This is a genomic window from Caulobacter sp., assembly GCF_035254145.1.
In the GTDB taxonomy this organism is placed as follows: Bacteria; Pseudomonadota; Alphaproteobacteria; order Caulobacterales; family Caulobacteraceae; genus Caulobacter.
The window spans coordinates 1-25112 of the sequence record NZ_DATFAV010000109.1; the positions used below are offsets into that span (position 1 = coordinate 1).

Here is a 25112-nt window from a genome sequence, read left to right on the forward strand (position 1 = left end):
GCGGCAGGTGGTGGGCGTCTCGACCCCTCGCTTCGTCGAGCCGATCGCCAAGGCCCTGGGCGCGCTGGGCGCCGAGCGCGCCTGGTCGGTGCACGGCTCGGGCCTGGACGAGCTGACCACCACGGGCGAAACCGACGTCGCCGAATGGCGTGATGGCGTCGTGCGCCTCTTCAAGATCACGCCCGAGGCCGTCGGCCTGCCGCGCGCCTCGCTGTCCGACATCACCGGCGGCGACCCGATCTTCAACGCCGCAGCCCTGACCCGTCTTCTCGAAGGCGAAACCGGCGCCTATCGCGACATCGTGTTGCTGAACGCCGCCGCCGCCTTCCTGGTCGCGGACAAGGTCGAGACTCTGGTCGAAGGTATCGAGCTGGCCGCCGACGTGATCGACAAAGGGCGCGCCCGCGCCGCCCTCGACGGCCTGGTGGCCGCCACCAATACGGAAACAGCCTCGTGACCGACATCCTGGCCAAGATCGCCGCCTACAAGCGCGAGGACGTCGCCGCCCGCAAGGCCGCGCGTTCGCAAGCCGAGGTCGACGCCGCCGCCAGGGCCGCCTCGGCCCCGCGTGGCTTCAAGGCGGCGCTCGAAGCCTTTCACGCCCCCGGCAAGCTGTCGCTGATCGCCGAGATCAAGAAGGCGTCGCCGTCCAAGGGCCTGATCCGCGAGGACTTCGATCCGCCCCTTCTCGCCAAGGCTTACGAAGCCGGCGGCGCGGCCTGCCTGTCGGTCCTGACGGATGGCCCCAGCTTCCAGGGCGCCGACGAGTATCTGGTGGCCGCCCGCGCGGCGACCGTCCTGCCCTGCATCCGCAAGGACTTTCTCGTGGATCCCTGGCAGGTGGCCGAGAGCCGCGCCCTGGGCGCCGACGCCATCCTGGTCATCCTGGCGATGATCGACGACGCCCTGGCGGCCGATCTGATGTCCGAGGCCCGCCGCCTGGGCATGGACGCCCTGGTCGAGGTCCACGACGAGGCCGAGATGGCGCGCGCCGGCGCCTTGGGCGCGGATCTCGTGGGGATCAACAATCGCGACCTCAAGAGTTTCGTCGTCGACCTCGCCGTCACCGAGCGCCTGTCGACCCAGGCCCCGAAAGGCGCTCTGCTGGTCACCGAGAGCGGCGTCTTCACCCACGCCGACGCCGTGCGGATGGAGAAGGCCGGCGCCAAGGCCATGCTGGTCGGCGAGAGCCTGATGCGTCAGGCCGACGTCACGGCCGCGACCAAGGCTCTGATCGGCTGACCATCCTGATGGTTGGCCCAGAACCACGGGCTCTCTAGAGTCCGATCGCTTCGAGCAAAGGGAATCGGATGCAGGCCTTTCTGACCGCGCTGCGCAACGTCACGCCAGCGCCTCTGCGTCCGGCGCTGGGCCGCCTGCGCCGCGCCCTGCTGCCGCGTGGCGCGACCGCGACCGCCGGATCCATCGACGCGGTCGCCGCGCCGCAGGAGCTCTGGCATCTGGTCGGGGCCGCGGACGCGGACTTCGTGCGCGTGGGCCAGGAGTTCAAGCGCCTGTTCATCGAGGCGGGCCTGCAACCGCGCCACGCCATCCTCGACGTCGGCTGCGGGATCGGCCGCGCCGCCGCGCCCCTGGTCGACTACCTGGACGAGACTGGCCGCTATGCCGGCTTCGACGTGATGGCCGAGGCGATCGACTGGTGCAAAGCCAATATCGCCGTCGGCGACCCGCGCTTCGACTTCGTGCACGCCGACATGCACAGCGACCGCTACAATCCGGCCGGTTCGCAACCCGCCAGCGCCTATGTCTTCCCCTATCCGGACGCCAGCTTCGACTATGTTTGGCTAGGCTCGGTGTTCACCCACCTCCTGGCCGCCGACCAGGCCCAGTTCGCGCGCGAGATCGCCCGGGTGCTCAAGCCGGGCGGCATCAGCATCGTCTCCTGGTACCTGATCGACGAGGAGGCGCGCGCCAACACCGGCAACGGCCAGATCGCCTTCGATTTCGTCCATCCGCTGGACGGTTGCTGGACGGCTACGCCGGAGTTGCCCGAGTCGGTGATCGGCTATGACATCGAGCCGGTCCTGGAGCAGTACGACGCCCTGGGTCTGGACGTGCTCAATCCGGCGCTGGGCGTGTGGCGACGCCAACCCCTGCAGGACCAGGACATCGTCATCGCTCGCAAGCGCGCCTGAAGGCTCTCGTTAAGCTTTTGATTCTGGCCGACATTTGCTCGACGGCACTGTCTAGCTATTGATTTTCCAAGGCTTTTCTCGCCAACCGCGCTTCGACTTGACTTTAACCCGGAACACCTGGAGAACATTCGCAAGGTTTGCGGTTTGTTCCGCGCTCCAGCCGAGGTCGCCATGCTCACCCGCAAGCAGCACGAACTGCTGATGTTCATCCACGAACGGATCAAGGAGACTGGCGTCTCTCCCTCGTTCGACGAGATGAAGGAGGCCCTGGACCTGGCTTCCAAGTCCGGCATCCATCGCCTGATCACCGCTCTGGAAGAGCGCGGCTTCATCCGCCGCCTGGCCCACCGCGCCCGGGCGCTCGAGGTGGTGAAGCTGCCGCAGCAGGCCACGACCGCCGCGCCGCCGAAAGGCCGCGGGGCCTTCCGCCCGCAGGTGTTCGAAGGCGGCGGCGCCCCGCCGGCGTCCGCCGCGACGCCGCCCGCCAACGACAGCCGCGAACTGCCCATCCTCGGCCGCATCGCCGCCGGCACGCCAATCGACGCCATCCAGCACGAGCGCGAGCGCCTGCCGGTGCCCGAAGCCATGCTAGGCGGCGGTGAGCATTACGTCCTCGAGGTGCAGGGGGACTCGATGATCGAGGCCGGCATCCTCGACGGCGACTACGTGATCATCAGGAAGGGCGACACCGCCACCTCGGGCGAGATCGTCGTCGCCCTGGTCGGCGAGGAGGCCACCCTCAAGCGCCTGCGCAAGAAGGGCGGCTCGATCGCCCTGGAAGCGGCCAACCCCAAGTACGAGACCCGCATCTTCGGCCCCGACCAGGTCGAGGTGCAGGGCAAGCTGGTGGGTCTGATCCGGCGGTATCACTGATTCCGCCCCGAGCCGATCATCCCCGCGAAAGCGGGGACCCAAGCTGAATGTCGGAACAAACTCCGCCTTCCTCGGCTCTGCGCCTAGGGAGGCGAATTTGTTTGCGCGTTCGCCAACCACCAAGCCGTTTGGATCCCCCTTCGCGGGGATGAGCGGTTTGGGGTGAACGCTTAAGGCTTTGGCGCCAGACGCCCCTCCTCCGCCAACCGCTTGGCGACCGTGTCGAAGCCGGCCCAGGCCGCGGCGGCCAGGGAACCGCCCGTGCTGACCCGCCGCACGCCCAGCGCGCCCAGGCTCTCGACCGACATCTCCGGTCCCCAGAACAGCACGTTGACCGGCTTGGGCGCGACGGCCTGGACGATGGCCTTGATCTCCTCCGGATCGGTGACCGCCGGGGCGTAGAGGCAGTCGGCGCCAGCCTGGGCGTAGGCCTTCAAGCGGTCCAGGGTCGGCGCCAAATCGCGGTTTCCACGCAGATAGCCTTCGGTGCGACCGACCAGCATGACGTCCTGGCCCGAGGCGTCGATAGCCGCGCGGGCGGCCTTGAGGCGCGCGATGGCCGTCGGGAGATCGTACAGCGCCGAGCCCGACCAGTCCTCGATCGAGACGCCCGCGACACCGGCCTCGATGGCCAGGGTCACGCTCTCGCCAACGCCTTCCGGCGTGTCGGCGAAGCCGTTCTCGAAATCGGCGTTCACCGGCAGGTCAGTGGCGGCGCACAGCATGCGCAGGTGCTCGACCACCTCGTCGCGGGTCAGTTGACCGTCGTCCTTGCCCATGGCCCAGGCCGCGCCCGCGCTGGTCGAGGCCAAGGCCTTGAAGCCCAGTTTCGCCAACCGCTTGGCGCTGCCGACGTCCCACGGATTGGGCAGGGCGAAGCAGCCCTCGGCGTGCAGGGCGCGGAAAGCCGCGCGGCGGGCGGCGAACGGGTTCGTCATCACTGATCCTCCGGCGGTGTTCTTCTCCGCCCTCCCGACGACGCTAGCCGCCGCGCGCGTCATCGGATGTCAGCAGGCGGCTCCAGGGGCGCTCGCCCCGCAAGGGCTGAGCCCAGACGATGCGCCATCCGTCAGGGTGGCGATAGAGCTCAGCCGCCCCGCCCCGCGCAAAGTCCTCGGCGGTCAGGAGCACGGTATCGGCGCATAAAGGCGGGGTGCGTTCGGGCGCCCGAGCCCGGATCACCACGACCTCACTGTTCACGCAAAGGCCTGACAGGGTCCCGGCGTCGGGCGTCTTGCGGCTCCAGGCCAGGGACAGGCGTACGGGCGCGCCCAGGGCGGGCGCGCAGATCCGCTTGTCGCAGGCGTAGAGGCTCCATGTCGCCGGCGTCAGCCCGCGCCGCCGCGCCCACAGTTCGGCCCCGAACCGCTTGGCGTCGGTCCGAAGCAGCACCGCCGCATCACCGGACCGAACGGCGGCCGCCGCGCCGTCCGCGGCGATCCAGGCGTCGGGCGGCGTGGGTCTGGGCCAGAGGGCGACCGCAAGCGCCAGGGGCGCTCCAACCCAACGCAGCCGGCCCTTCCACAGGCACAGGATCATCAGGCCCAAGAAGGCGACCACCAGCACCTGCGGTGGTGCGCTAGCGACGATGCGCTGCGCCCCGTGGGCGTCGGCGAAGCCCCTGGCGATTCCGACCATCGCGTCGATTCCCCAACCCGCGACGGCCAGGAATGGCGCGCCCAGGCCGAACGGCTCCAGCAGCGTGCCGATCGCCAGGAAGGGCATGATCACGAACGAGGACAGCGGCGCGACCGCCAGATTGGCCGGAAGACCCCAGACGGCGACCCGATTGAAGTGCTGCATGGCGAACGGCGCGGTGGCCAGCCCCGCCACCAGGCTGGCGGCGACGCTGGCGGCGAGCCAGGTGATCCCCGCCTGCGGCCAACGGATCCACCATGGGGTCGAAATCTCCTTCACGGGCCGTGGCCAGCTTTCGGCCAGGGCGACCAGAGCGGCGGTGGCCGCGAACGACATCTGGAAGCCCGGCTCGCCCGCCGTCTCTGGCTTCAGGGCCAGGATCAGCAAGGCCGCCACGGCCAGGCCATGCAGGGTTATCGCCCGCCGATCGAACAGGATGGCGAGGAAGGCGACGCTGGCCGTGATCGCCGACCGCTCGGCCGGGGGCGGCGCGCCGGAGATCACCAGGTAGCCGAGCACCGCGACCAGACCCGCCACCGCCGCGATCTTCTTGCCCGGCGCCCGCAGCGCCAGCCATGGCCAGGCGGCGACGCCCAGCCGCACCGCTCCGAATACGAAGCCGCCAACGATGGCCATGTGCAGGCCCGAGATCGACAGGATGTGCGCCAGGCCCGAAGCCCGCATCGCGTCGGTCTGCTCCGGCGTGATCCAGGCCTCGTGGCCGGTGACCATGGCCGCGCCAATCCCTCCGCTGGACGGCCCCATCCGCGCCAGGATCCTCTGGGCCAGGCGCCAGCGAAAGGCGTTGACCGCCATGGTCAACCGCAGCCTTGGCGGCGGTCGATCCAGTTCGGCGCTGGTCACCTCACCGATGACGAACCCCACGCCGCCGATCGAGTCGAACCAAGCGTCGCGAGCGAAGTCGTAAGATCCGGGCGAAGCGGGCGGCGGCGGTTGACCCAGCATGGCCTTCACGCGGATCGCCTGGCCGGGCGCGGGCGTGTCGTTCTCGCCGATCGTCACCCGGATCCGTCGCGGCGTCCGCTCCGGCGGCAGGCCAGAGATCGAGACCGGCGCGATCAGCAGGCGCGGCCCGCCCACGCCCGGACTGACCACATCGACGACGAAGCCGTCGACACGGCGCACGACGCGCTCTCCGGTCATGATCGGGGCGGCGACCCGGTCGCTGCGGATCTTGGCGGCCAAGGTCCCGGCCGCGCCAAATGCGGCCAAGCCGATCAAGGCGATGATCAGCGCTGGCGCGGCGCCCCGGCGAAGCGTCCACCAGAGGCTCGTCAGGGCCAGCGCCAACGCCCCGAGCATCCAAAACGATGGCTCGCCCCTTGCCTCCAGATAGGCCGCGGCGCCCAGCCCGAGCGCCACCGGAGTCCAGAGAAAGGCGCGAGCCTCGTTGACGCGCAGTTCGGCCAGCGCCAGCGCCGCAAGCGCCCGCCACGAGAGCCGCATGATCGCGGGCCTTGGCGTCGCCTCCAGAGCTTCGGAACCTAACACTCGGAAACCACTGTATTTTTGACAGCCAAGTCAAGTTGGCCGCACCACGCAAAACCGCTAGGCCCGGCGGGAACCGGCGTGCTAAGACGCCCCGCCCAAGCCGCGTCGCGGCCCGCGTTCTTCGACGCCGATCCGGCGTCCAGCCCTGCAGCCTTGAAGTCCATGTCGAACCCCTCCCCCTCGGCGACTGGCGTCGTCACGCGTTTCGCCCCCTCGCCCACCGGCTTCCTGCATATCGGCGGCGCCCGCACGGCGCTGTTCAACTGGTTATATGCACGCCATACGGGAGGGAAGTTCCTTGTTCGCGTCGAGGACACCGATCGCGAGCGCTCGACCGAGGCGGCCGTGGCCGCCATCTTCGAGGGCCTCGACTGGCTGGGCCTGAAGTCCGACGAAGAGGTGATCTTCCAGCACACCCGCGCGCCGCGCCATGTCGAGGTCGTGCACGAGATGCTGGCCAAGGGCCGCGCCTATCGCTGCTGGATGACGGTCGAGGAGCTGGAGGTCGCTCGCGAGAAGGCCCGCGCCGAGGGCCGCGCCATCCGTTCGCCCTGGCGCGACGCGCCGGAAGGCGATCTCTCCAAGCCGCACGTCATCCGCTTCAAGGGCCCGCTGGACGGCGAGACCCTTGTCGACGACCTGGTCAAGGGCCCGGTGACCTTCCGCAATATCGAGCTGGACGATCTGGTCCTGCTCCGCGCCGACGGCGCGCCGACCTACAATCTGGCCGTGGTCGTCGACGACCACGACATGGGCGTCACCCATGTGATCCGCGGCGACGACCACCTGAACAACGCCGCCCGCCAGACCCTGATCTACAAGGCGATGGATTGGGCCGTGCCGGCCTTCGCCCACATCCCGCTGATCCACGGCCCGGACGGCGCCAAGCTCTCCAAGCGCCACGGCGCCCAGGCCGTCGGCGAGTTCGCCGACCTCGGCTATATCCCCGAGGGCATGCGCAACTACCTGGCCCGCCTGGGCTGGGGCCATGGCGACGACGAAGTGTTCAACGACGAGCAGGCGATCAGCTGGTTCGACGTGAAGGACGTGGTCAAGGCGCCCGCGCGCCTGGACTGGGCCAAGCTGAACCACACCAACGCCCAGCACCTGCGCAAGGCCGACGACACACGCCTGACCGAACTGGCCCTGGCGGCCGCCCAGAAGCGCGACGAACCGCTGCCCGCCGATGCGCGCGAGCGGATCGCTCGCACCGTCCCGGAAGTGAAGGAAGGCGCCAAGACGATCCTGGAGCTGGTGGATCACTGTGCGTTCGCACTGAAGACCCGCCCCCTGGCGCTGGACGAAAAAACGCAGAAGCAGCTGACCGAGGAAACCGTCGAGCGGCTCAAGCGCTTGCGTGATCAGCTGGCCGCCGCGCCGGCCTTCGACGCCGGCACGCTGGAGACCGTGTTGAAAACGTTCGCGGAATCCGAAGGCGTCGGTTTTGGCAAGTTCGGCCCCGCCCTGCGCGGAATCCTGACCGGCGGCGCGCCGGCGCCGGATCTGAACAAGACGATGGCCGCCCTGTCCCGCGAAGAGAGCCTGGGGCGTCTTGACGACGCCCTGGCGCCGCGCGCATGAGGCGCTATAACGCACCCGCGAAAAGCCAAAGTTGGACTGCTCGTTCCAATTATGAAGGGGTCTAAGTATGACCGATAAAGCCACGCTGACGATCGGCGACAAGAGCTACGACCTGCCGATCCTCAAGGGCAGCACGGGTCCGGACGTCATCGACGTCCGAAAGATTTACGGCGAAAGCGACCACTTCACCTTCGATCCCGGCTTCACCTCGACCGCGTCTTGCGAGAGCAAGATCACCTATATCGATGGCGACGCCGGCATTCTGCTGCACCGCGGCTATCCGATCGACCAGCTGGCCGAGAAGTCCTCGTTCCTCGAGGTCTGCCACCTGCTGCTGAACGGCGAGCTGCCGACGGCCGACGAATTCGCCAAGTTCGAGAAGAACATCACCTACCACACGATGCTGCACGCGCAGTTCGACCGGTTCTTCGAGGGCTTCCGCCGCGACGCCCACCCGATGGCCGTGATGACCGGCGCCGTGGGCGCCTTGTCGGCCTTCTACGCCGACAGCATCAATGTCGACGACGCTCGTGAGCGCGAGATCAGCGCCCATCGCCTGATCGCCAAGATGCCGACGATCGCCGCCCGCGCCTACAAGTACACGGTCGGCCAGCCGTTCATCTCGCCGCGCAACGACCTGTCGTACTCGGAAAACTTCCTGCGCATGTGCTTCGCCGTGCCGGCCGAGGACTGGAAGCCGAACCCGGTGCTGACCCGCGCCATGGACCGGATCTTCATCCTGCACGCCGACCACGAGCAGAACGCCTCGACCTCGACCGTCCGCCTGGCCGGTTCGTCGGGCGCGCACCCGTTCGCCTGCATCGCCGCCGGCATCGCCTGTCTGTGGGGCCCGTCGCACGGCGGCGCCAACCAGGAAGCGCTGGAGATGCTGGAGACCATCGGCTCGGTCGACAACATCCCGGACTACGTCCAGGGCGTGAAGGACCGCAAGTACAAGCTGATGGGCTTCGGCCACCGCGTGTACAAGAACTTCGATCCGCGCGCGAAGGTCATGCAGAAGACCGCCCACGAAGTGCTGGCGGAACTGGGCCACAACAACGACCCGCTGCTGCAGGTCGCCCAGGAACTGGAAAAGGTCGCGCTGAGCGACCCGTATTTCATCGACCGCAAGCTGTACCCGAACATCGACTTCTATTCGGGCATCACCCTGCGCGCGATGGGCTTCCCGACCAACATGTTCACCGTGCTGTTCGCCCTGGCCCGCACCGTCGGCTGGATCAGCCAGTGGAAGGAAATGTTCGAGGACCCCACCCGCAAGATCGGTCGTCCGCGTCAGCTCTACACCGGCGCCACGCAGCGCGACTACGTCTCGATCGACAAGCGCTAAGCCGCTTTCTTTGGGACAACGGATCAGGCCCCGCTTCGGCGGGGCCTTTTTCGTTCAGCGCTTCAACAGGAAGCTCAGAACCTCGGCGACCGCGCGATACAGCGCCTCGGGGATTTCCTCGTCGACCTCTATGGTCGACAGGGCCTGGGCCAGGACGGGATCTTCCTCGATTGGAACGCCGTGCTCGCGCGCGGTTTCGATGATCTTCTCGCCGATCCAGCCCTGGCCGGAGGCCACCACCTTGGGCGCATTGGGATCCTCGTAGAGCAAGGCGACCGCGATGCGCGGCCGCGCCGAGGGACCGGTGACGCCGCTCATGAGGCCTGGTCCACAAAGTGGCCCAGCACGCTGGTGTCGCGGATCGGCGGAGCGCCGGAATGGACCGCGACGTCCGGCGAAAGATCGGCCTGGCGAAGCGCCGCTCCGAGACTCTCCTCGCCAGCTCGAAGGCGCGCGATCGTCTCCGCCCGCTCGGCCCACAGGGACACCCGCGTCCGCGCGCCGGTCAGGGTCACCAGGGCATGCACCGGTCCCAACGGTTCGACATCGATCGAGAACCGGACACGATAGGTGCGTTCGACCGTCCCGACCGCGCCGCCGCCCGCCCCGCCGCCGTCGTGGCTGATCTCGAACTGGGCCACCGCCACGCCCTGGGGCGTCACGAACGGGACCTCGAGGTTCAAGCGCCCGGCCTGCGGCCGCGCCTCCCCCGTCTCCGGATCGTGATGGACCTCGGGAAGGGACGCGATCTGCATCAGATCCTGCCGGGCCAGAGCCGCGCCCGCGCCCTTCACCAGTCGACGAACGATCGCCTGCGCCGAGGCTTCGGGCGGCAAGTCCGAACCCGTTGGACGCTGTCCAGCCAGCGGACCGCCCGCGAACGGCGGCGGCGGAGTCTTCGAACGCGCCTGCTCAGCGGAAACGGGCCCATACCCCTTCGCGGCCAGCGGCATGGTCGTGCTTGGCGGCGAACGCGCCAGATCTTCCGCGTCCGGTGTCGCTTCGATCATGCCCAGCAGACCGAGCGCCGGCGCTTCCGGCTTGGTCGTCGGCGGACGCACGGGCTTGGGGGACGCCAGAAACGCCGCGAAGCGTGGCTCGACCGCATCGTCCAGCGGCGGCGAGACGGTTTCCTTGGCCGGCGGAGCGAGCGCTGCGCTGTCGTCTCGCCGCGGCGCGGCTGTCTGGGGGGATTCCGCGTCCGCCAAGGGAGCGCCGCCGCTCTGCGCTTCGGGCCGCGCGACTCCGTGGGGGCTCTCCGTCTCGACGTGCTCGCTCTGGACCGGCCGGCTTTGAGCAGGCCCACTCCGAACCGGCTCATCGCCCTCGGCGTGATCCGCGATCTCCGGCGCGGCCATTCCGGGGTGCTCGGGTTCCTCGGTGGGCGGCGGCGCTGTCCGCGCCAGCCAGTTGGAGAGCACGCTCCGGAAAACCAGCAGGGCCGCCTTGATGTCTGTCTCCGGCGCCACGGACGGGGCCGCGCCCTCGTGCTTGGGAAGGTCGCCCCGCGCCAGCCGCGCCTCGAGGAAGACGCCCGAACGCTCGACAGCCTTTCTCAGGCCCTGGGCAGTCGAAATTTCGAAGGCGCGTGGAACGCGCGCCAGCAGGGTCTTGCCCGCGTTGCGGACTTCCGACGGCGTCTCCGCACGCTCGACGATCTCGCGCACGTCGGCCATCAGCGGCGCCAGGCCCGCCTGGCGGGGAACGGCGTCGGCCGCCGCGACGCGAACGGCGCGGATCGACCGCACGTCTGGAACCGGAGCACGGCCAGGCTCGACCGCGCCGCCCTTGGCGGCCGGCGTATCCGTCGCGCGCCCCGCATCCTGGGCCGAAGCCTGTCCGGGCTGCTCCACGGTCGAATGGGTCTTGAACGTCGACGCCGTCGGTTGACCCACGATCTCGCCCAGTTGAGCGGTCGCCCCGGCCATCGCGGCGCGGGCCATGGCTTGCAGAGCGACGGCGGAACTCGGCGGGCTCCCAGCCGGTGCGGCGGGAGCGGTCGGGGTCACGGGCGTGGTCGGGTCGATGGCCACGACGACGGCTCCAGCGCGGAAGTCGTCAGGATCTTAAGACCCGCGCGTAAAGGGCTGGTTAACCTTGGATGAGCCCGCGAGCGTTCAGGAAATCGAGCAGCGCGGTCGCGGCCGCCTCGGACGGATCGGGCATCCCGCGGCCCATCTTGTCGAGCGCCTCGTATTGTTCGGCGGCCTGGCGGACCCGAAGATCGGCGTCATCCAGAAGTCGCTCCACCTCGCGCGCCAAGCCCTCACCCTCGCAGGCGTGCTGGATCAGCTCCGGCGCCACGGCTCGACCAGCCGCGATATTGAACAGGGTGATCCAGCGCGGCTTCATCAGTCGCTTTAGGATGGCGTAGGTGATGGCGCCCGTCTTGTAGCCGACCACCATCGGGCGCCCCGCCAGGGCCAGCTCGGTCGTCACCGTGCCGCTGCAGGCCAGGGCGACGTCCGCCGCGACGAAGGCGTCGTCCTTCAGGCCTTCGTCCTCGATGACGTGGGCGCGGAAGGGCCACCCCGCCACGCGGGCTTTCACCGCCTCGGCCACCGTGTAGGCGGCCGGCACGACGACCACGAGGTCCGGCCGGGTCGCCTTGAGCCGCTGCACGGCGTCGGCGAAGGCGGGCATGACCCTTTCGATCTCGGAGGGGCGGCTGCCGGGCAGGACGAGCAGGATCTGCTCGCCAGGCGACGCCCCGATCGCCGCGCGCAGACGCGCCGGATCGGCGCGGTCGAAACGCTTGGCCAGGGCCGAATTGCCCACGAAGACGTTCTTGAGCCCGGCCGCGTCGAAATAGGGCTTGTCCATGGGCTGGATGGACAACAGCAGATCCACGGCCCGGGCCAGGCTGTAGGCTCGCTTCTCGCGATAGGCCCAGACCTGCGGCGCGACGTACTTCACCAGCGGCATGGCGGGATCGAGCTTCCGCAGCGCGTGAGCCAGGCGGATGTTGAAGCCCCAGCTGTCGATCAGCACGGCCACGTCGGGCTTTTCGCGCGCCGCCAGGGCCACGGTGTCGTTCAGACGGGCCTTGGCCCTGGGATAGGCCTTCAGGCTCTCCCAGATGCCCAGGATCGACAGCTGGGCGATGTCGAAGGGGCTCTGAACCCCCTGCTCGGCCATCTTGACGCCGCCGACACCCACGAAGGTCACCCGATCGCCGAGACGCGCGCGTAGCGCCTTGGCGAGGCCGGCGCCCAGGGCGTCGCCGGACGCCTCGGCCGCGACCAGCATGACCTTCAGGGGCGCGCTCACGCGTTCCCCCGCGGATCGACCCCCAGCACGAAGAGTCCCAACTCGTCGGCCGCGGCGGCCACGGCCTCTCGGTCGACGACCAGCAGACGTCCCGCCTCGCCGACCACGCCAGCGAGACCCGCCCGGGCCGCGCGCTGGATGGTGGCGACTCCGATGGTCGGCAGGTCCACCCTCGTCTCCTGGATCGGCTTGGGCGCCTTGGCCAGAACGCCTCTCGGCCGCTCGATCGAACCCCGGATGGACTGAGGCAGATCCGCCACTCGGCGCAGCATGGCGTCGGTGCCTTCCTGGGCTTCCACGGCGAGAACGAGACCATTGCAGACAACGGCCCCTTGCCCCACGTCCAGGCGGCCGATCTCGCGCGCCACCGTCAGGGCCTTGTCGATGTCCGCCATGTCATCGTCCGAGGGATACATCCGACCGAGGCGGCCCAGCGGCAGGGTCATCTCGCCCACCACCTCGTGAGCGCCCTCGATCTCGAAGCCTTCCTTCTCGAACTCGTCCAGGACGCGCCGCAACAGCGCGTCGTCCCCCTGACGCGCGGCCATGATGAGCCCCGGCATGACCTTCAAACCGCGCGCGTCGGGCATGAGCGCGGCGAAGTCGGGGCGATTCACATTTCCAGCGAAGCACACGACTTGGCAGCCCTCGGCCTTCAGGGCCTTGAACACCTTGCCGAATTCGCCGAGGCCAACGTCCGCGCCCGGATAGCGCGCCAGGGCCGGATCGGCGAAGCTCTTCAGGCGCATCACCGCGAAGGACCGGCCGGCGGCCTCGCAGTGGGCCGCCAGTTCCACGGGCAGCGCTCCGCCTCCGGCGATCAGACCCAGCTTTCGCATGTCGAAAGCCTAGACCTCGCGCTCGGGCAGGCACAGGGGGCGATTGGCGTCCGCCCGGATGAAGTCGACGATTTCCATCACTTCGGGATTGCCGGCGTGGATCTCGGCCACGTCCTCGAGCCGCTCCTGGAACGTGCCTTCGTCGGCGAACATCAGGCGATAGGCCGCGCGCAGGGCGTTTATCGTCTCGCGCGAGAAGCCCCGACGCTTCAGGCCGACCAGGTTCAGGCCCTCCAGATGGGCGTGGTTGCCCCACACCGAGCCGTAGGGGATCACGTCCTTGGTCACCGCGGCCAGGCCGCCGATGAAGCTGTAGCGGCCGATGCGCGAAAACTGGTGCGCCGCGGCAAGGCCGCCCATGAACACGTAGTCGCCGATGGCCACATGGCCGCCCAGGGTCGCGCCCTTGGCCAGCACCACGAAGTCACCGACGGCGCAATCGTGGGCGACGTGCGAGCCGACCATGTAGAGGCCGTCCGAACCGATCGTGGTCACGCCCTTCCCCGAGGCCGTGCCGGTATGCATGGTCACGTGCTCGCGGATGATGTTGCGCGGACCGATCAAGAGTTCGGTGCGCTCGCCCTTGTGGCCCAGATGTTGGGGCGGCCCGCCCAGGTTGGCGAATGGGTGGACGACGCAGCCTTCGCCGATCGTCGTCGCCCCTTCGACCACCACGTGCGACAACAGGCGCACGCCCGCCGCCAGGGTCACGTCGGGTCCGACGATGCTGTAGGGGCCGATCTCGACATCGGGGGCCAGCCGCGCCTCGGGGGCGACGATGGCGGTGGGATGGATGGTCATGCCTTGGGCCCCGTCTCGACCACCATGGCGGCGAACTCGACCTCGGCGGCGACCTTATCGCCGACCTTGGCCACGCCCTTGAACTTGAAGATGGACGAGCGCGCCCGCACCACCTCGACCTCCATCCGGATCACGTCGCCCGGACGCACCGGCGTGCGGAAGCGGGCATTGTCGACCGACATGAAGAAGATCGTCTTGCCATCGGTGTCGACCTCGAGCGACTTGCTCATCAGCACCGCGCCGGTCTGCGCCAGAGCCTCGATGATCAGGACGCCCGGCATGACTGGATTGCCGGGGAAATGCCCCTGGAAAAATGGCTCGTTGATCGTGACGCACTTGATGCCGACGATCGACTTGTGGGGATTGTAGTCCTCGGCCCGGTCGACCAGCAGGAACGGATAGCGGTGCGGAATGCGCGCCAGGATCTCCGCGATGTCGATGTCGGTCTGCACCGTTTGCTCGGCGTTCTGGCTCATCTCAGCCCCTCGTCACTCGACCGCCCGCCATGCGCGACAGCCACGCGGTCTCCCGAAGCCACCGCTTGAGCGGTCGCGCCGGGAATCCCGTCCAGGTTTCATTCTCCGGCACGTCCTTGAACACCGAGGCTGCCGCCCCGACGCTCGCGCCCGAACCGATATTCAAATGGTCGGCGACACCGGCCTTGCCGCCGAAGGCGACGCCGTCACCGATCGTCGTACTGCCGGAAATGCCGGTATAGGCCGCGAGCACGCAATTGCGCCCTATACGGACGTTGTGCGCGACGTGAACCAGATTGTCGATCTTGGTGTTCTCGCCGATCGTCGTGTCCGCGAACGCGCCCCGATCCACGCAACTGTTGGCGCCGATGGTGACGCTGTCCTGGATGACCACTCGCCCCAGTTGGGGCAGGTCGACCATCCCGCGCGGCCCGACGGCGGCGCCGAAGCCCGCCTCGCCGAGCACCGCCCCGGCCGCGACCGACACGCGATCACCAAGCAGGGCGAAGCCGATGACGGCGTTGGGTCCGATCACGCAGTCGCGCCCGATGAGCACGCCGGGTCCGATCACGGCGCCCGGACCGATCCGCGTACCGCGCCCGATGCGCGCGCCCTGCCCCACCGTCACGTTCGGCGACAATAGAACGCCCTCCTCCAGCTCGGCCTCGGGATGGATGGCGTCGGAGGCAGGTTCATGCCGGCGCGGCGCGTGAAGGCGAGCGACCGCCGCGGCCCAGGCCGCCTGCGGATGCCTGGTGACCAGGGCCGCGCAACCTGATGGCAAGAAGTCGCGATGCTCTGGCCGCACGAAACACGCGCCAGCGCGGGTTGCCCCAGCCGCATCCTTACGCTTGGCGTCGGAAAAGAAGGTGATCGCCTGGGCGTCGGCGGAATCCAACGGCGCGGCATGCGCGATCACGCGATCGCCCAGGGCCGGGCTCGCCAGTTCGGCGCCGCCCGCCCGGGCCAACTCGGAAAGCGATGCCGGACCCAGGCTGTCGAAGAAACGCGGGTCCGGCATGGTTCCTCACGGCGAAAAGGTTCCCCTAGGTAACCCTAAAGGAGACGATTCGCTTACTTATTGGTCGGCTGGAGAGCTTGAGCCCCCGGGACCTGTTGGTCCAGACGCTCACGGTCGAAAGTCAGGGTCTTGATGCGGGCGTCGAGCGCGGCGACCACGGCGTCGGTGATGTCCATGGCCGGGTTGGCCAGCATCACGGACTCACGGTCCAGCAGCATGCTGCACTTCTGAGCCTGGTAGACCTGCTTGATCGGCGTATCGAGCTCTTGATAGACGCGCGCCAGCGCCTTCTGCTCGGTGGCCTCGACTTCCTTCTGGCGCAGTTGGCCCTTGCGCTGCCAGGCGTTGGCCTTGACCTGCAGGGCGCTGGCCTGTTGCTCCAGGGCGTCCTGGGCCAGGGTGGCCTTCTTGCCGTCCAGGGCCTTGGCTTCGTTGTCGAGGCCAGTGCGCTCGGCGGTCAGCTCGGCGTTGACCTGCTGGATGATCGTCTTCAGGCGAGCGTCAACGGCCTTGCCGACTTGCGACTGACCCACGGCGCGCGGGCTGGAGAAGATGCAGACGCCCGGCAGGGCCGGACCATGCGTGACGGCCGGCGCGGCGGGGGCCGCGGCCGGAGCGGTCTGGGCCGAAGCGCTGGTCGCGATGGCGAGGGCGACGACGCTGGACGCGGCCGCGGACAGGAATTTGGACATGTTTATTGGAACCTTGTGGAGGTGGAGAACCGGAACGTTTCGGTTCGGTCGTAGCTTTCCTTGGCCAAAATGCGGCTGATATCGAACCGAATGGGGCCCATGGGGGATTTCCAGTCGATCGAGATACCCGCCGAGGCACGCAGGCCGAGGTTATCCTTGATGTTCGGATCGAAGACGCCCGGCGAGCGCTGGCGATCCACATCGTCCAGCAGGCCGGCCGTACCCACGTCGCTGAACAGGGCGGCCTTGATGCCGTACTGCTCGGGCAGGAAGGTCGGAACAGTCAGCTCGAACGTGCTGATGGCGTAGAGCTTGGCGCCCATCGAGTTGTTCGTGCTCGAGATATCGCGCGGACCAATACCGGCGATCTCGAAGCCTCGGAACGAGGTGCCGCCGCGATAGAAGCGGTCGTTGATGCGGACGTTGTCGCCGCCCCAGCCCTCGATGTAGCCGAACGAGCCGGTGGCGCTGAACACCAGGTCCTTGGTGAAGCCCCAGTACCAGCCGGCGTCGGCTTCGGTCTTCAGGTACTTCACGTCGCCGCCCAGGCCGGCCAGATCCTGGTTCAGGTCGGCGAACCAGCCGCGGGTCGGGTTGATCGGGTCGTTCCGCTTGTCGATACGCAGGCCATAGCCGATCATCGAGGTGATGTAGGCGCCGCGCTGCAGGCAGAGGATCTGCGAGACCGAGCCGCTCGCGCAGAGGCTGTCGGCGACGCTGACGTCATCCTGACGGATCGTGTAGCGCAGGCTCATCGACGAGTCGTTGGTCAGCGGGAAGCCGAAGCGCACGTCGCCACCGACCGACTTGGTGTCATAAGCCGCGTAGTCCGACAGGTCGTAGCGGAACGTATAGAGGTTCAAGCCAGCCACCAGGTTGCGACCCAGGAAGCGCGGCTCGGAGAAGCCGAAGTCGATCTGTTGACGCAGCGAGCCGACCGACGCGCGGGCCCGCATGTTCTGGCCGCGGCCCCGGAAGTTGCGCTCGGTGATGCCGACGTCCAGCACCAGTTTGTCGATCGAGCTGTAGCCGGCGCTGAACGACAGTTCGCCCGTCGGCTGCTCCTCGACCTTGACGCGCAGGTTGGTGCGGTCCGGCGCCGAGCCCTGGGTGTCCTCGATGTCGACTTCCTTGAAGAAGCCGAGACGGCGGATGTTGTTCTTCGAGCGGTCGACCAGCACGCGGTTGTAGGCGTCGCCCTCGGCCACCTCCAGCTCGCGGCGCAGGACGTAGTCCAGCGTGCGGGTGTTGCCGACGATGTCGATGCGGTCGACATAGACGCGCGGGCCTTCGCGAACCTGGAAGACCACGTCCACCGTCTTGGTCTCGCGATTGGGTACGTAGCGCGGGCGCACGTCCACGAAGGCGAAGCCGGCCGCGCCCGCCGCGAAGGTCAGGGCGTCGGTGGCTTGCTCGATACGCTCGTCCTCGTAGAGCTGACCCGCGCGGATCGGCAGGATCTGGGCCAGCAGGTTGCCGTCCAGCTTCTTCAGTTCGGTTTCGACGGTGACCTTGCCGAACTTGTACTTCGGGCCCTCGTCCAGGGTGTAGGTGACGGCGAAGCCGTTCTTGTCCGGGGCCAGCTCGGCCACCGAGGAGACGACTCGGAAGTCAAAGAAACCGCGATTGCGATAGTGCTTGCGCAGCTGCTCGCGGTCGTACTCGATGCGGTCCGGGTCGTAGTTGTCGTTGCTGGTCAGGAACTTGTACCAGTGGCTTTCCTTGGTCACGACCACATCGCGCAGGTCGTTGTCCGAGTACTCGGAATTGCCCAGGAAGTTGATGCCCAGCACGCCGCTCTTGGGGCCTTCGCTGATCTCGAACACCAGGTCGACGCGCTTTTGCGGCAGCTCGACCACCTTGGGCGTCACGGTCGCCGAGATACGGCCCGAGCGGCGGTAAAGTTCGATGATGCGCTGAACGTCGGCCTGGACCTTCGCGCGGGTGAAGATGCCGCGCGGGCGGATCTGCACCTCGTCCTTCAGCTTGTCTTCCTTCAGGGACGAATTCCCCTCGAAGACCACCTGGTTGATGATCGGGTTCTCGACGACCTTCACGACCAGGTCGCCGCCCTGCATCTCGATCTTCACGTCGGCGAACAGGTCGGTGCGGGCCAGGGTCTTCAGCGCCAGGTCGAGGCGTTGGGAATCGACCGTGTCGCCCGGCTGGATCGGCAGATAGGACAGGACCGTGCCCTGCTCGATGCGTTCATTGCCCTGGACGACGATGCGCTGGACCACCCCGGTCTGCGCGGCCTGGGCGAGCGCCTGCTGGGGCGCCGTCAGGGCCGTGGAGCCGAGGAGTAGCGCCACACCGGTGGCGAACGCGGCGCTGCGGGCGCGAAGTTTGTTCATGGGACCAATCATGGACGAAGAGCGGGCGTTCACGTGAACAGGCCGCCGATGAATTTGAACACGTCGTAGCGGTTGAGGTCGTTCCACGCCGCGAACAGCATGAAACCCAGGATCAAGGCAAGCCCCGCGCGGAAACCGGCGGCCTGAACATCCGCTCGCAGAGGCCGTTTGGCCACGGCCTCGTAGGCGTACATCAGCAGGTGCCCCCCATCGAGGACCGGGATCGGCAACAGGTTCATGAAGCCGATGCTGACCGACAGGCTGGCGATCAGCAGCATCGACGAGATGAAGACGCGCAGCGCCATGGTCGCCACGTCTGGCGCGCCGACGGCGCTGGCCTTGGTCACCGCGCCGGCGGTGTGGCCGATGCCGATGATGCCGCTGATCTGGTCGGCGGGCAGCTGGCCGGTGACGAGCCGCCCCAGATAGAAGCCGATCGTCTTGATCATGCCCCATACCTCGACGGTGGCGTCGGGAATGGCGGTCAGCGGGCTGGACTTCTCGAGGCGGGACACGCTGCCCAGCACCACGCCCATCCGGCCTTCCTTGATCCGGCCACGGATGTCGTCGCGGCTCTCGGCCAGGGCCGGGACGACCTTGACGTGACGGACCGCCCCCGCCCGCTCGATGGTGAGGTCGATCGGCAGGTTGGCGCGCAGCGACACATAGGCGCTGACATCGCCCGCGCCGCGGATCGGCGTGTTGTCGGCGCGCAGCAGGACGTCGCCCGCCTGCAGCCCGGCCTGGGCGGCCGGCGAGTTGGGCTGCACCTCCCGCACGGTCGCCTGCCCGCGAGGATTGCCGATCACGACCAGGAAGACGGCCATGATCAGGATGGCCAGGATGAAGTTGGCCAGCGGTCCGGCGAAGGCGATCGCGGCGCGCTGCCAGACCGGCTTGAAATGGAAATAGCGCTTCACGGCCGCCTCGCCTTCGCGCGCGACAATGGCGCGCTTCATGGCCTGCAGGTCGTTCTGGTCGGGGACGCTGGCGGCATTCTCGTCGCCGGCGAAGCGCACGAAGCCGCCCAGCGGTATCGCGGCGATACGCCATTCGACGCCGTGCTTGTCGCGCCACGAGACCAGCGACCGGCCAAAGCCGATCGAGAAGCAGTCGATCGCGACGCCGCACGCTCGCGCCACCCAGAAGTGGCCGAGCTCATGAATCGTCACCACGATGGACAGCACGAAGATCGTGGGAACGATGTAAAACAGCACGTCGGTCATGAAGAGGCTGGGTCTCCCGATCAGCGCTGATGCTTTTGCGTGACAACCTCGGCCGCAATGCGGCGAGCACTGGCGTCGATCATCATCGCGTTGTCGACAGCGTCACTTTGCGCGACGGCGAGGCTGCCAAGACTGTTCATGCGCTCGAGGGTTCCCGCCACCGCCGCGGCAATATCGAGAAAGCCAATCTTCCGGTCAAGGAAGGCGGCCACGGCGACCTCGTTGGCCGCGTTCATCGCCGTCGGCGCGCCACCGCCCAGGCGCAGGGCTTCGCGCGCGATGCTGATCGATGGAAAGCGCTCCAGGTCGGGCGATTCGAAGGTCAGCTGGCCATAGGCGGCCAGATCCAGTCGCGGCGCCGGCCAGGGCAGCCGATCGGGCCAGGCGAAGGCGCAGGCGATCGGGCTGCGCATGTCCGGCGGTCCCAGTTGGGCCAGGGTCGAGCCGTCGGCGTACTCCACCAGGCTATGGATCACGGACTGGGGGTGGATCACGACGTCGACGCGGTCTTCAGGTGTTCCGAACAGGTATGAGGCTTCGATCATCTCGAGCCCCTTGTTCATCATCGTCGCGGAATCGACCGAAATCTTGGCGCCCATCGACCAGTTGGGATGGGCGATCGCCTGCTCGGGCGTCGCGGCGGCCATGGCGGCCTTGTCCCAGGTGCGGAAGGGCCCGCCCGACGCGGTCAGGATCAAGCGCGACACCCGGTGGGCGCAATCGGGCTGGAGCACCTGGAAGATCGCCGAGTGTTCGGAGTCGACCGGAATCACCGAGCCGCCGGCCGCCTTGGCGATCGCCAGCAGCGCTGGCCCGGCGCAGACCAGGCTTTCCTTGTTGGCCAGGGCGATCACCGCGCCGGTGCGCGCCGCGGCGAGCGTCGGCGCCAGGCCCGCGGCGCCGACGATGGCGGACATCACCCAGTCCGCGCCCATGGCGGCGGCCTCGCTGACCGCGGTCGCCCCGGCGGCCGCCCGCACGCCGCTGCCGGCCAAGCCATCCTTCAACGCCTGAAGCTTGGTCTCATCGTCGATGACAGCCACCTGGGGGCGCCAACGCAGGGCCTGCTCGATCAGCCGCTCGACATTACGCCCAGCCGTGAGGGCCAGGATTTCGACGGGCGCGCCGGATTCTTCGAAGAGGCTCAAGGTTGACAGGCCGATCGATCCGGTCGAGCCCAGCACCACCACCTTGCGGGGTAAGGTCAATGCGCCCATCCCCAATGGTCGATCAGGCGCACGGCGGCGATGACGATCGCCGCGAACATCAGACCGTCGACGCGATCCAGCAGGCCGCCATGGCCCGGGATGATGTCGCCGCTGTCTTTCACGCCGAAGCGGCGCTTGAGCATCGATTCCCAGAGGTCGCCGGCCATGGTCGCGAGGCCGCCGAGAAAGCCGACCAGCGCCGCCGCCGGCCAAATCAGCTTGAGATGGGCGAAATGAGCCACAAGCACGGCGCCGATCGTCGCCGCCACCAGGCCGCCGATGAAGCCGGACCAGGTCTTGTTCGGCGAGATCTGGGGCCACAGCTTGGGCCCCTTGAAGATGCTGCCGGTCACATAGGCGAAGATATCGGCGAACCAGGTCACCACGAACAGCAACAGCGTCCACCACAGGCCGTCAGACAGCGAGCGGACCCAAACCAGGGCGATGACCGCCGGCGCGATATAGATGACGCCATAGGCCGCGTCGGCGCGACGCTCGACAGCGCCTCGGGCGATCAGCCCAGCCAGGAAGGCCCCAGCCAGCACCACGGTCCAGGCGACGAAGAAGTGGTGCAGGAAGGCGGCAAGCACGGCGATGGCGCAGAACACACCGACCACGACGCCGACGGCGCGCGGCGCCTTGGGCGCGCTGATCTTGCCCCATTCCCGGGCTAGCAAGGCCACGCAAACGAGCGCGAGCGCCAGAATCCACAAGCCGCCCAGCCAGACGGCGGCCACGACGGTAGGCACGAGCACGGTGGCCGAGACCACGCGCATTCGAAGATTGCCCCAGTTAAAGCGCTTAGCCGGCGACGGCGACGTCATCGGCCGCGATCCCTCCGTAACGTCGATCCCTACGGCGATATTCGGCGATGGCCGCCGCCAGGGGTTCAGGACCGTAGTCGGGCCACAGCACATCCTGGAACACCAGTTCGGCGTAGGCGCACTCCCAAAGCAGGAAGTTGGAAATCCGGCGCTCGCCGCTGGTGCGCACGATCAGGTCCGGCGGCGGCGCCGAGGCGGTCGACAGGAACCGCTCGAAGGTCTCTTCGGTCAGGTCGGCGGCCTTGGCCTCGCCCCGCTCCACCTTTTCGGCGAAGGCGCGCGCGGCGTCGGTGATGTCGGCCTGGCCGCCGTAGTTGAAAGCCACCTGCAGCACGAACTCGGTGTTCTGGGCCGTGCGCTTCTCGGCGCGCTCGATCACCTCGGCGAGGTCGGGGGTCAGGCCGGTTCGGCGGCCGATGATGCGGACGCGAACCCCCGCCCGCGCCAGCCGCTCCAGATCCGACTCCACATAGGCCTTCAACAGGCCCATCAGCTCGGACACTTCCTGAGCCGGACGGCGCCAGTTCTCGGTCGAAAAGCCAAAGACCGTCAGTACGCCGACGTTCTGGTTCTGAGCGCCCTCGACAGTGCGTTTCAAAGCGTTGACGCCGGCGCGATGGCCAAGGACGCGCGGCATCCCCCGCTGCTTCGCCCAGCGGCCGTTGCCATCCATGATAATGGCCACATGCAGACGCTGGTCGGACGCCCCGCCTCCGGCGCGCGCCGAAACGTTCTGCAGGCCGGTGGTCGGCGGCATTCGCTTCAACCTTCCCTCGTCGTTTCCCCAAAACTCGCAGGGAGGACGATTAGACCTGCATGATCTCTTGTTCTTTGATTTTCAAGGCCTCGTCGATGCGCTTGATGGCCTCGTCGGTCATCTTTTGGACCTCGGTTTCCATCTTCTTGCGCTCGTCCTCGGCGACGACGCTGTCCTTTTCGGCCTTCTTCAGATCGTCGTTGGCGTCGCGACGGACGTTGCGGACGGCGATCTTCTGCTGCTCGGCGTACTTGCCGGCGATCTTGGAGAGATCCTTGCGGCGCTCCTCGGTCAGCGGCGGGATCGGAATGCGCAGGTTTTGGCCTTCGACGACCGGGTTCAGGCCCAGGCCCGACGCGCGGATCGCCTTCTCGACCGAGACGACGACGCCGCGATCCCAGACGCTGACATTGATCTGACGCGGCTCGGGCACGCTGACCGAGGCCACCGCGTTCAGCGGCGTGGTCGAGCCATAGGCCTCGACCATCACCTGGTCGAGCAGACTGGCCGACGCGCGGCCCGTACGCAGACTGCCAAACTCTTCCTTCAGAGCGGCGACGGCCTTGTCCATGCGATCGCGGTAGCGCGACAGGACGGGTTTCTCGGCGGCGGCCATGACGGGCTCTCCTCGCTTGTCTCTAGTCTCAGGCGGCGGCGCGGTCTTCGGCGACCACGGTGTGGGTCCCCTCGCCTCGCAGGACGCTGAGCAGATTGCCGCGCCCCTTGATCGAGAAGACCACGATCGGAATGTTGCTGTCGCGCATCAGCGCCACGGCCGAGGCGTCCATGACCCGCAGATCCTTGGCCAGCACGTCCATATAGGTCAGCCGGTCATAGCGCTGGGCCTTGGGGTCTTTCTTCGGATCGGCCGTGTAGACGCCATCGACGCTGGTGCCCTTGAACAGGGCGTCGCACTGCATTTCGGCCGCGCGCAGGGCCGCGGCGGTGTCGGTGGTGAAGAACGGATTGCCGGTGCCGGCGGCGAAGATCACGACACGGCCCTTCTCCAGGTGGCGCTGGGCGCGACGGCGGATATAGGGCTCGCAGACGGTGGCCATCGGGATCGCCGACTGCACGCGGGTCTGGACGCCGATGCGCTCGAGAGCGTCCTGCATGGCCAGGGCGTTCATCACGGTGGCCAGCATGCCCATATAGTCGGCGCTGGAACGCTCCATGCCCATGGCCGCGCCGGCCATGCCGCGGAAGATGTTGCCGCCGCCGATCACCAGGCACAGCTCCACGCCCGACTTGACGATCTCGGCCACGTCGTCGGCGACGGACTGCACGGTCTGGGTGTCGATGCCGTAGGGCGTATCGCCCATCAGGACTTCGCCCGACACTTTGAGCAGGATGCGGCGATATTTCTGGGGCGCGCTAGTATCGGACATGGACCGCTATTCCTGAGTCGTCGGCACGCACATTACGTGCGTTCTACAGAAGTGGGATGGGTTTTGCCAACCAGGGCGCGGCCTTTGGCAGGCGCGCCGCTCGGCAGGCGCAAAAAGGGCGCGGCGCGCGTCTCAACGCGCCGCGCCCTGATTGTCTGTCAGGAGCCGATGGCTCCCGACGGCGGGTCTTAGCCCTGGCCGGTCATCGAGGCGACTTCAGCGGCGAAGTCGTCCTGCTTCTTTTCGACGCCTTCGCCCAGGGCGAGACGCGTGAAGCCCTTAACGGTGATCGGCGCGCCCAGGGTCTTGCCGGTCTCGGCGACCAGCTGTTCGACGGTCTGGTCCGGGTTCATGACGAAGGCTTGCTTCAGCAGCACGACTTCTTCCAGGAACTTGCGGATGCGGCCTTCGATCATCTTTTCGACGACGGCCGCCGGCTTGCCCGACTCCAGGGCCTGCTCGGTGAACACGGCCTTCTCGCGCTCGATGGCGGCCGGGTCCAGATCGTCCGGCGACAGCGACAGCGGGGCGGTCGCGGCGACGTGCATGGCGATCTTGCGGCCCAGGTCGCGCAGGGCGGCCTTGTCGCCGGTCGACTCGAGAGCCACCAGCACGCCGATGCGGCCGAGGTCCGGCGCGGTGGCGTTGTGGATGTACGAAGCCACGACGCCGTTCTCGACAGTGTGCTTGGCGGCGCGACGGACCATCATGTTCTCGCCGATCGTGGCGATCAGGTTGGTCAAGTGGTCCTGCACGGTCTCGCCGCCGGCCAGCTTGGCGGCGACGATGGCGTCGACCGAACCGTCGGTGCTCAGGGCCACGCCGGCGATCTGGCGGGCCGCGCCCTGGAACAGGTCGTTGCGCGACACGAAGTCGGTCTCGGCGTTCACTTCGACGGCGGTGGCGGTTTCACCCGCGCCCTGTTCGGCGGTGGCGATAGCCACCAGGCCCTCGGCGGCGGCGCGGTCGGCCTTCTTGGCGGCCTTGGACAGACCCTTGGCGCGCAGCCAGTCGATGGACGCTTCGATGTCGCCGTTGTTTTCCGACAGCGCCTTCTTGCAGTCCATCATGCCGACGCCGGACTTCTCGCGCAGTTCCTTGACCAGCGCAGCCGTGATCTCAGCCATGGAATATCTCCAGATTCAAGC

At 67.9% G+C, this 25112-nt stretch carries 23 protein-coding genes and 1 pseudogene; 6 read left to right on the forward strand and 18 right to left on the reverse strand.

Annotated elements, in window-relative coordinates; translation table 11 throughout:
• The 4 genes and pseudogenes from VJ655_RS06215 to lexA form a co-directional block, all read left to right on the forward strand.
• A pseudogene (locus tag VJ655_RS06215) lies at window positions 1–457 on the forward strand (anthranilate phosphoribosyltransferase); the annotation flags it as partial.
• Window positions 454–1242, forward strand: a complete 789-nt coding sequence (trpC, locus tag VJ655_RS06220) for an indole-3-glycerol phosphate synthase TrpC (RefSeq protein ID WP_324110199.1) — start codon at window positions 454–456, stop codon at window positions 1240–1242. The pseudogene VJ655_RS06215 and the gene trpC, both read left to right, overlap by 4 nt.
• Before the next feature lie 68 nt (window positions 1243–1310).
• Window positions 1311–2156, forward strand: a complete 846-nt coding sequence (locus tag VJ655_RS06225) for a class I SAM-dependent methyltransferase (RefSeq protein WP_324110200.1) — start codon at window positions 1311–1313, stop codon at window positions 2154–2156.
• A gap of 171 nt (window positions 2157–2327) precedes the next feature.
• Window positions 2328–3029 (forward strand): transcriptional repressor LexA, encoded by a 702-nt coding sequence (lexA, locus tag VJ655_RS06230; protein ID WP_324110201.1) that lies wholly within the window; start codon window positions 2328–2330, stop codon window positions 3027–3029.
• A gap of 170 nt (window positions 3030–3199) precedes the next feature.
• Here lexA and VJ655_RS06235 read toward each other — a convergent pair whose 3' ends face one another.
• Window positions 3200–3967 carry an isocitrate lyase/phosphoenolpyruvate mutase family protein gene (locus VJ655_RS06235; protein WP_324110202.1) on the reverse strand — a complete coding sequence of 256 codons (768 nt, stop codon included), beginning with the start codon at window positions 3965–3967 and terminating at the stop codon, window positions 3200–3202.
• A 43-nt stretch (window positions 3968–4010) separates the two neighbouring features.
• Window positions 4011–6134, reverse strand: a complete 2124-nt coding sequence (locus VJ655_RS06240) for a ComEC/Rec2 family competence protein (RefSeq protein ID WP_324110203.1) — start codon at window positions 6132–6134, stop codon at window positions 4011–4013.
• A gap of 207 nt (window positions 6135–6341) precedes the next feature.
• Here VJ655_RS06240 and gltX point away from each other — a divergent pair, with 207 nt between their 5' ends.
• Together gltX and gltA are read left to right on the forward strand one after the other, a co-directional pair.
• Window positions 6342–7760: a glutamate--tRNA ligase gene (gltX, locus tag VJ655_RS06245; protein WP_324110204.1), complete on the forward strand. Its 1419-nt coding sequence runs from the start codon at window positions 6342–6344 to the stop codon at window positions 7758–7760.
• A gap of 67 nt (window positions 7761–7827) precedes the next feature.
• Entirely contained in the window at window positions 7828–9108 is a 1281-nt protein-coding gene (gene gltA / locus VJ655_RS06250; protein ID WP_324110205.1) for a citrate synthase, read from the forward strand.
• Window positions 9109–9162: 54 nt separating this feature from the next.
• Here gltA and VJ655_RS06255 read toward each other — a convergent pair whose 3' ends face one another.
• The 16 genes from VJ655_RS06255 to tsf form a co-directional block, all read right to left on the reverse strand.
• On the reverse strand, window positions 9163–9426 hold the full coding sequence (locus VJ655_RS06255) for an EscU/YscU/HrcU family type III secretion system export apparatus switch protein (protein ID WP_324110206.1): 264 nt from the start codon (window positions 9424–9426) through the stop codon (window positions 9163–9165).
• The gene (locus VJ655_RS06260; protein WP_324110207.1) at window positions 9423–11141 is read right to left on the reverse strand and encodes a flagellar hook-length control protein FliK; all 1719 of its coding nucleotides are present in this window, start codon (window positions 11139–11141) and stop codon (window positions 9423–9425) included. Before VJ655_RS06260 ends, VJ655_RS06255 begins: the two co-directional genes overlap by 4 nt.
• A gap of 58 nt (window positions 11142–11199) precedes the next feature.
• Complete coding sequence (lpxB, locus tag VJ655_RS06265) at window positions 11200–12378, reverse strand: lipid-A-disaccharide synthase (protein WP_324110208.1); 1179 nt, start codon at window positions 12376–12378, stop codon at window positions 11200–11202.
• Window positions 12375–13217 (reverse strand): UDP-2,3-diacylglucosamine diphosphatase, encoded by an 843-nt coding sequence (lpxI, locus tag VJ655_RS06270; RefSeq protein WP_324110209.1) that lies wholly within the window; start codon window positions 13215–13217, stop codon window positions 12375–12377. The genes lpxB and lpxI overlap by 4 nt, the downstream gene beginning before the upstream one ends.
• 9 nt (window positions 13218–13226) lie before the next feature.
• A complete protein-coding gene (lpxA, locus tag VJ655_RS06275) occupies window positions 13227–14018 on the reverse strand; it encodes an acyl-ACP--UDP-N-acetylglucosamine O-acyltransferase (RefSeq protein WP_324110210.1) in 792 nt (263 codons plus the stop codon).
• Window positions 14015–14494: a 3-hydroxyacyl-ACP dehydratase FabZ gene (fabZ, locus tag VJ655_RS06280; RefSeq protein WP_324110211.1), complete on the reverse strand. Its 480-nt coding sequence runs from the start codon at window positions 14492–14494 to the stop codon at window positions 14015–14017. The genes lpxA and fabZ overlap by 4 nt, the downstream gene beginning before the upstream one ends.
• Window position 14495: 1 nt before the next feature.
• Window positions 14496–15515 (reverse strand): UDP-3-O-(3-hydroxymyristoyl)glucosamine N-acyltransferase, encoded by a 1020-nt coding sequence (gene lpxD, locus VJ655_RS06285; protein WP_324110212.1) that lies wholly within the window; start codon window positions 15513–15515, stop codon window positions 14496–14498.
• Between the two features lie 53 nt (window positions 15516–15568).
• Window positions 15569–16207, reverse strand: coding sequence for an OmpH family outer membrane protein (locus tag VJ655_RS06290; protein WP_324110213.1), 639 nt, complete (start codon window positions 16205–16207; stop codon window positions 15569–15571).
• Window positions 16208–16209: 2 nt separating this feature from the next.
• Window positions 16210–18573, reverse strand: a complete 2364-nt coding sequence (gene bamA, locus VJ655_RS06295) for an outer membrane protein assembly factor BamA (RefSeq protein WP_324110214.1) — start codon at window positions 18571–18573, stop codon at window positions 16210–16212.
• A gap of 17 nt (window positions 18574–18590) precedes the next feature.
• Window positions 18591–19787, reverse strand: a complete 1197-nt coding sequence (locus VJ655_RS06300; protein WP_324110215.1) for a M50 family metallopeptidase — start codon at window positions 19785–19787, stop codon at window positions 18591–18593.
• Between the two features lie 20 nt (window positions 19788–19807).
• Entirely contained in the window at window positions 19808–21004 is a 1197-nt protein-coding gene (dxr, locus tag VJ655_RS06305; protein ID WP_324110216.1) for a 1-deoxy-D-xylulose-5-phosphate reductoisomerase, read from the reverse strand.
• Window positions 20992–21819: a phosphatidate cytidylyltransferase gene (locus tag VJ655_RS06310; protein ID WP_324110217.1), complete on the reverse strand. Its 828-nt coding sequence runs from the start codon at window positions 21817–21819 to the stop codon at window positions 20992–20994. The genes dxr and VJ655_RS06310 overlap by 13 nt, the downstream gene beginning before the upstream one ends.
• On the reverse strand, window positions 21797–22576 hold the full coding sequence (uppS, locus tag VJ655_RS06315) for a polyprenyl diphosphate synthase (RefSeq protein ID WP_324110218.1): 780 nt from the start codon (window positions 22574–22576) through the stop codon (window positions 21797–21799). The genes VJ655_RS06310 and uppS overlap by 23 nt, the downstream gene beginning before the upstream one ends.
• 49 nt (window positions 22577–22625) lie before the next feature.
• Complete coding sequence (gene frr, locus VJ655_RS06320) at window positions 22626–23192, reverse strand: ribosome recycling factor (RefSeq protein ID WP_324110219.1); 567 nt, start codon at window positions 23190–23192, stop codon at window positions 22626–22628.
• Window positions 23193–23220: 28 nt separating this feature from the next.
• Window positions 23221–23964, reverse strand: a complete 744-nt coding sequence (pyrH, locus tag VJ655_RS06325) for a UMP kinase (RefSeq protein ID WP_324110220.1) — start codon at window positions 23962–23964, stop codon at window positions 23221–23223.
• Window positions 23965–24152: 188 nt separating this feature from the next.
• Entirely contained in the window at window positions 24153–25091 is a 939-nt protein-coding gene (gene tsf / locus VJ655_RS06330; RefSeq protein ID WP_324110221.1) for a translation elongation factor Ts, read from the reverse strand.
• Window positions 25092–25112: the final 21 nt, after the last annotated feature.

Bases quoted from the DNA above. Each gene is read 5' to 3' on its own strand.
- VJ655_RS06225 (WP_324110200.1), top strand. From the start codon at position 1,311: ATGCAGGCCTTTCTGACCGCGCTGCGCAACGTCACGCCAGCGCCTCTG.
- lexA (WP_324110201.1), top strand. From the start codon at position 2,328: ATGCTCACCCGCAAGCAGCACGAACTGCTGATGTTCATCCACGAACGG.
- VJ655_RS06235 (WP_324110202.1), bottom strand. From the start codon at position 3,967: ATGACGAACCCGTTCGCCGCCCGCCGCGCGGCTTTCCGCGCCCTGCAC.
- VJ655_RS06240 (WP_324110203.1), bottom strand. From the start codon at position 6,134: ATGCGGCTCTCGTGGCGGGCGCTTGCGGCGCTGGCGCTGGCCGAACTG.
- gltX (WP_324110204.1), top strand. From the start codon at position 6,342: ATGTCGAACCCCTCCCCCTCGGCGACTGGCGTCGTCACGCGTTTCGCC.
- gltA (WP_324110205.1), top strand. From the start codon at position 7,828: ATGACCGATAAAGCCACGCTGACGATCGGCGACAAGAGCTACGACCTG.
- VJ655_RS06255 (WP_324110206.1), bottom strand. From the start codon at position 9,426: ATGAGCGGCGTCACCGGTCCCTCGGCGCGGCCGCGCATCGCGGTCGCC.
- lpxI (WP_324110209.1), bottom strand. From the start codon at position 13,217: ATGCGAAAGCTGGGTCTGATCGCCGGAGGCGGAGCGCTGCCCGTGGAA.
- lpxA (WP_324110210.1), bottom strand. From the start codon at position 14,018: ATGACCATCCATCCCACCGCCATCGTCGCCCCCGAGGCGCGGCTGGCC.
- fabZ (WP_324110211.1), bottom strand. From the start codon at position 14,494: ATGAGCCAGAACGCCGAGCAAACGGTGCAGACCGACATCGACATCGCG.
- lpxD (WP_324110212.1), bottom strand. From the start codon at position 15,515: ATGCCGGACCCGCGTTTCTTCGACAGCCTGGGTCCGGCATCGCTTTCC.
- VJ655_RS06290 (WP_324110213.1), bottom strand. From the start codon at position 16,207: ATGTCCAAATTCCTGTCCGCGGCCGCGTCCAGCGTCGTCGCCCTCGCC.
- bamA (WP_324110214.1), bottom strand. From the start codon at position 18,573: ATGATTGGTCCCATGAACAAACTTCGCGCCCGCAGCGCCGCGTTCGCC.
- VJ655_RS06300 (WP_324110215.1), bottom strand. From the start codon at position 19,787: ATGACCGACGTGCTGTTTTACATCGTTCCCACGATCTTCGTGCTGTCC.
- dxr (WP_324110216.1), bottom strand. From the start codon at position 21,004: ATGGGCGCATTGACCTTACCCCGCAAGGTGGTGGTGCTGGGCTCGACC.
- VJ655_RS06310 (WP_324110217.1), bottom strand. From the start codon at position 21,819: ATGACGTCGCCGTCGCCGGCTAAGCGCTTTAACTGGGGCAATCTTCGA.
- uppS (WP_324110218.1), bottom strand. From the start codon at position 22,576: ATGCCGCCGACCACCGGCCTGCAGAACGTTTCGGCGCGCGCCGGAGGC.
- frr (WP_324110219.1), bottom strand. From the start codon at position 23,192: ATGGCCGCCGCCGAGAAACCCGTCCTGTCGCGCTACCGCGATCGCATG.
- pyrH (WP_324110220.1), bottom strand. From the start codon at position 23,964: ATGTCCGATACTAGCGCGCCCCAGAAATATCGCCGCATCCTGCTCAAA.
- tsf (WP_324110221.1), bottom strand. From the start codon at position 25,091: ATGGCTGAGATCACGGCTGCGCTGGTCAAGGAACTGCGCGAGAAGTCC.